5 protein-coding genes are annotated in these 5,774 nt (G+C 57.6%); all 5 read left to right on the top strand.

All coding sequences use genetic code 11. The annotated features are described in order from the left end of the window. Window positions 1-1,402: DUF5690 family protein (locus ABX749_RS19205; RefSeq protein WP_372897385.1), on the top strand; the 1,402-nt coding region annotated here is incomplete at its 5' end. Further along, the gene (locus ABX749_RS19200) at window positions 1,395-2,519 is read left to right on the top strand and encodes a zinc-binding dehydrogenase (RefSeq protein WP_372897384.1); all 1,125 of its coding nucleotides are present in this window, start codon (window positions 1,395-1,397) and stop codon (window positions 2,517-2,519) included. The genes ABX749_RS19205 and ABX749_RS19200, both read left to right, overlap by 8 nt. Beyond that, window positions 2,516-3,073, top strand: coding sequence for a phosphonate degradation HD-domain oxygenase (locus ABX749_RS19195; RefSeq protein WP_372897383.1), 558 nt, complete (start codon window positions 2,516-2,518; stop codon window positions 3,071-3,073). The genes ABX749_RS19200 and ABX749_RS19195 overlap by 4 nt, the downstream gene beginning before the upstream one ends. 112 nt (window positions 3,074-3,185) lie before the next feature. Then, on the top strand, window positions 3,186-3,884 hold the full coding sequence (locus ABX749_RS19190; protein WP_372897382.1) for a hypothetical protein: 699 nt from the start codon (window positions 3,186-3,188) through the stop codon (window positions 3,882-3,884). A 961-nt stretch (window positions 3,885-4,845) separates the two neighbouring features. Further along, window positions 4,846-5,774, top strand: a 929-nt coding sequence (locus ABX749_RS19185; RefSeq protein WP_372897381.1) for an FGGY family carbohydrate kinase, incomplete at its 3' end; no start/stop codon positions are given.

The raw sequence follows: 5,774 nt of genomic DNA, 5'->3' as shown, positions 1-5,774 counted from the left end.
ATCAATCCGGTCCACCGAGTTCCCTGCCGTGCCCTCCACCGATTCTGACATCGCCTCGGCAGACGTTCCTTCCGACGGCAGCAACCCCCGCTCGCGACTTTTGCTGGCTGCCGTTGCGGCGTTCAGCACGTACTTTTGCATGTACGCGTTTCGCAAGCCGTTCACCGCGGGAACGTACGAGGGGCAGGAGCTGCTGGGGATGGGGTTGAAATCGGTGCTGGTCATTTCACAACTGGCCGGCTACATGATTTCCAAGTTTGTCGGCATCAAAGTCGTCTCGGAGATGCGGCGTCATCGACGTGCCGTCGCCATTGTGGGGTTGATCGTAACGGCGGAATTGGCGTTGGTCGGTTTTGCCTACGCGCCGCTCGTCCTCAAGGCCCCCTTGTTGTTCTTGAACGGTTTTCCGTTGGGGATGGTGTTCGGGCTGGTGCTGTCTTATTTGGAAGGCAGGAAACAGACCGAGGCGTTGTCGGCGGCGTTGTGTGCGAGTTTCATCATCGCGTCCGGTGTGGTGAAGTCCGTCGGACGGTGGATCATCCAGGACTGGGGCGTCAGCGAGTTTCAGATGCCGATGCTGGTCGGATTGATTTTCTTGCTGCCCCTGTTGGTCTCGGTCTGGTTGCTCCAGTCCACACCGCCTCCCGATGAAACGGATCGTCAACATCGCAACGATAGAAACGCGATGACCCGCCAGGATCGTCGTCGATTTTGGTTGGAGTACTGGCCGGGGTTGTCGCTGTTGATTTTTGTCTACGTGGCGTTGACCGTCATCCGAACCGTACGAGACGATTTCGCGGTAGAAATCTGGCGCGACCTGGGGGTCGGCGATACGCCTTCGATTTTTGCCCGATCGGAAATGGTCGTCGCCATGGTGGTCACGATGTTCAACGCGTTTGCCGTCTGGATCCGTCACAACATGGCGGCGGTGCGCATCGTGACGATCGTGATGTGCGGTGCGTTTTCGATCGTCGGTGCGTCGGCGCTAATGCAGTCCGGCGGTCTGATCTCTCCGTTCGTGTTTATGGTTGCGTGCGGCGTGGGCATGTACGTCCCCTACGTCGCGTTTCACACCACCGTCTTCGAACGGCTGGTCGCGGCGTCGCGTCATCCTGCCAATGTGGTGTTTTTGATGTACGTTGCCGACGCCGTCGGTTACCTCGGTTACGCATTGGTGTTGTCGATCCGAATGACGCTTCCCTCGCCGGATTCGGTCATGCCGTCGTTTCGGATGCTTCTGCTGGTTTCAAGCTTTATCTCGATCGCCGCTTTGTGTTTATCGCTTCGTTATTTCCGCACGGTCATCGAGGTCGACGATACGGCAGCGGACGTGGGGCGGAATCGGATGGTGTCGAATTCGGAACCGGTGGAAACCGCAGAAGCGGGGGGCGGCAATGTCTGAACGTCGTCGTACCACGCCATCAATGAAGCAACCGCAGACGTGTCGAGCGGCGGTCTTTCACCAAGCCGGTCAACCGCTTTCGATGGAGGCGTTTCCGCGACCGAGTCTGTTGGCCGGTGAAGCCCTGGTGCGGATTCGGCTCTGCACGATTTGCGGCAGTGATCTGCATACCTTGAAAGGGTTGCGAATCGAACCGACGCCCTCGATCTTGGCCCATGAGGTTGTCGGTGAAATCGTCGAACTCGCCGATCCCGGTCCGAGGGACGTGGAGGGGCAACCGCTTGGAATCGGCGATCGTGTCACGTGGTCGGTCTGCGTCAGCTGCTTTGAATGCGACCGCTGTCGGTCGGGGATGCCGCAAAAGTGTCGTCAGTTGGTGAAATATGGCCATTCGGTCGCCGACGGTCGCGAGGCGCTCAGCGGCGGGCTGGCCGAATACATCTTGCTGCGACGCGGCACGACGATCGCCAGGTTGCCGGCCGAGTTACCGGACGAAGTGGCCAGCCCGATCAATTGTGCCACGTCCACCATCGCGGCGGCGTATCGGATGGCGGGCGACGTTTCCGATCAAAGGATCTTGATATTCGGCGCAGGCATGCTGGGATTGACGGCTGTCGCACTGGGTAAAGAATCGGGCGCGAAGCAGGTGGCGATTTGCGACGTCGACCCGCAGCGGCTGGAGCTTGCCAAACGGTTTGGTGCGACCGACACCCTTTCAGTGAACTCGATTGGGGCAACCCAAGTACCCTTTGATGTCATCTTGGAATGTTCCGGTTCGCCCGACGCGATCGAAACCGCGTGTCGAGTCGGCGACATCGGTGCACGCGTGATCTTGGTCGGTTCGGTGATGGAATCACGGCCGGTGCAGCTGGATCCGACCAGCATCGTTCGCAAGTGGATGTCGATCATCGGTGTCCACAACTACGCGCCGGTCGATTTACGCAGCGCGATCGATTTCATCAGCCGATGCCACCACAAGTACCCGTTCGCCGAACTCGTTGCACGGACGTTTGATCTGTCGGAGACCAACGCGGCGATCGAATACTCCATTCAGCATCGCCCGATCCGCGTCGCGGTACGACCAAAGGCGGTGGGAACGAGGCCGGATACGCCATGACAATAACAGAACAGATCATTGAATTGTTCGTTCGCAAGGGAGATTCAGAATACGGGGGCGAACCGGTCACCCAGCGCGAACATGCGTTGCAAGCGGCGTTTCTCGCGCTCCAGGCCGATGCCAAACCCTCGTTGATCGTTGCGGCACTGTTGCACGATATCGGTCATTTACTGCATGACTTACCCGACGATGCACCGGATGCGGGGATCGATGATCACCATGAGCGGGCGGGCGATCACTTCTTGCGACCTTTGTTCTCCGCTGCGGTGACCGAGCCGGTCCGCATGCACGTCGAAGCGAAACGGTATCTTTGTGCGGTGGATCCGGACTACATGAGGGCACTGAGCGAACCGTCTCGGGTCAGCCTGGCGTTGCAAGGCGGACCGATGACGGCGGAGGAAGCGGAGCGTTTTTTGGCGCAGCCGTTCGCCGAAGTCGCGGTGCGATTGAGACGGTGGGACGATGAAGCCAAAGTGGCCGGCCTGAAAACCCCGCCGCTGGAACGATTCGCCGAATTCTTGACGCGGGAGCTCGATGCCGAGGGTTCGGTGTAGAGGGCTTTTGCGGTTTTTTGTGCACGTCCCCGCTCGCTTCGGGCTCTCCTGACCGGTAGACAATGATTTGCAATCGCGTCGGGAACGTACCAATCGCCTAGGAGCCTCTCCCATGAGCCCCCGTAGCAATCTCAAAAAGCCGCTTCTGTATTTATTGATCGGTTCCGTCCTGTTGAGCGCGCTGTTGGGGATCGTATTGGTCCTGCGGGGCAACTGGGGATGGCTGGAGGTCCGGGTGATCTTGACCACGGTGATCTTCGCGGTGGCCAGCGTTTGCGGGTTGGCCTGTGACCTTTCCCGGACGCCGTCGGGATTGAACCTGATGCCCAAGTCCGGGTTGGTGCTAACGGCGGTGACGACCGCGTTGATGTTGTTTGGGATCTGGTTCGAAGTCGGTTCGGAAGCCTACTGGAAAATGACGACGGTGTTGATTTCGATCGGGATCGCGACGATCCACGTTTCGCTGCTGTCGATCGCCAAGTTGGCCAGCCGATTTCGCTGGGTTTATTTCCTCGGAACCCAGATCATCTTCGGTTTGGCCCTGTTGATCGCGACGGTCATCGTCTTCGAAATCAACTCGGAACTGTTGTGGCGATTTCTCGCAGCCCATTCGATCGTCGTCGCCGCGATCTCGATCGTGATTCCGATCCTGCACCGGATCAGCAAGACCGACGCCAACCGGGGCGATCTGCTGATGCCGGTCGAAGCGAGGAACGTCGAATCGATCGACCAACAGATCGCTCAATTGGAAGAACGCCTCGCCCAGCTCAGAACGCTGCGAGCGCAACTCGTCGGCGGGACACTCTCGTAATGTGTTTCCGGTGCAGGTGGAACAAGGTGGCAGGAGCCATTTTGGTAGGGTGGGTTGTTATTGAGTTGCCTGTCCGAATTTGAATTGCTCCTGATCCCTCTTTCATGTGCAATCGCTAGAAGAATGCGGTGAAATCTAGCTGGGGCGAATTGGTCCCACTCAACAAGTGCTTTCTTTGAATTGTCCCAGTCCGCCTGCAGACAGACGTTGGGCAGATGGCTGGGGGTCAAAAAATTCGTTGGTCAAAAAATGGAGCAACCTTGCAGCAACGACTCCTCGGTCACCGACATTTTTTGACCACCCAATTTTTTGACCATTCTCCGAAGCACGCAAGAACGGACTCGACGCCTTGGGATGGCAGAATGATTGGAGCAAAATGATTCGGGAGGACTCCCTCAAGATCGCTCACCACCGCCATTAGCCAACGAAAAAGGCACCTTGCCGAGGTCAAAAAGGGTCAGGAGCCGTTTTGGTAGAATGGGTTGTTTTGGAGTTGCCTGTCCGAATTTGAATTGCTCCTGATCCCGATTTCATGTGCGATCGCTAGAAGAAAGCGGTGAACTCTAGCTGGGGCGAATTGGTCCCACTCAACAAGTGCTTTCTTTGAATTGTCCCAGTCCGCATGCAGACAGACGTTGGGCCGATGGCTGGGGTCAAAAAATTCGTTGGTCAAAAAATGGAGTCACCTCGCAGCGACGATTCCTCGGTCACCACCATTTTTTGACCACCCAATTTTTTGACCATTCTCCGACGTGGACCGAGACCTAGCACACGAACGTGTCTGCGGCCCAAGGCTTTGACGGGAAGGAACGAAATCTTCCTACCTCCAAAATCTTCCTACCTCCAATCTCCGACCAGACGCCACGGAAAGAGAGAAGGCAAATCAATTCAATCCGTCTTCGTCACCAGAACTGTTAAACTACCGTTCCAGTCATCTATTTCACTTTTTCAGGCGGACACGATGGGCGTTGTTGTTGCATTGGACCAGGGGACGACAAGTTCGCGAGCGATCGCGTTTGAGCAATCGGGGGCGGTGTTGGGCGTCGCCCAGCGTGAATTCACGCAACATTACCCCCGGCCCGGTTGGGTCGAACATGACGCCAACGAAATCTGGGAATCACAGCTCGCCGTCGCTCAGGAGGTGATGGCGTCCTGTGGTCTGTCGGCAGACGACGTGGCGGCGATCGGGATCACCAACCAACGCGAAACGGTTTTGTTGTGGGATCGATCCACGGGCGAGCCGATTCATCATGCGATCGTCTGGCAAGACCGGCGGACGTCGGAATTCTGTGATGCACTCCGCGACCAAGGTCATTCTGATCTGATTCAGTCCAAGACGGGGCTTCTGATCGATGCGTATTTTTCGGCGACCAAAATTCGTTGGCTGCTGGACCAGGTGCCGGGCGTCAGGGCGCGGGCGGAGCGCGGCGAGATCGCGTTCGGCACGATGGATAGCTGGTTGATTTGGAAACTGACCGGCGGTCGTGTTCATGTCACCGATATCACGAACGCTTCACGCACGATGTTGTTGGACATCGCGACCGGTCAGTGGGACGATGAACTATTGGAATTGTTGAAAATTCCCGCGGCGATCTTGCCCGAAGTGCTTCCGTCGAGCCATGTGTATGGCGAGAGCGAAACGCAGTGGTTCGGCGGCCCGATCAAGATCGCCGGCGCCGCCGGAGACCAGCAGTCCGCGCTGTTCGGTCAGAACTGCACGCGTCATGGGATGGCTAAAAACACCTACGGAACCGGTTGTTTCATGCTGATGAATATCGGCGACCAACCGCTGGTGTCCAAGCACCGACTGTTGACGACGGTTGCTGCCAGTACGTCTCCGAAACGAGAGTATGCGCTCGAAGGCAGCGTGTTTGTCGCCGGTGCCGCCGT

The sequence above is a fragment of the Stieleria sp. genome (genome assembly GCF_041595215.1).
GTDB lineage: Bacteria > Planctomycetota > Planctomycetia > Pirellulales > Pirellulaceae > Stieleria > Stieleria magnilauensis.
Note: the sequence above shows the minus strand (reverse complement) of the source record. Positions and strands in the feature narration are given on the sequence as shown.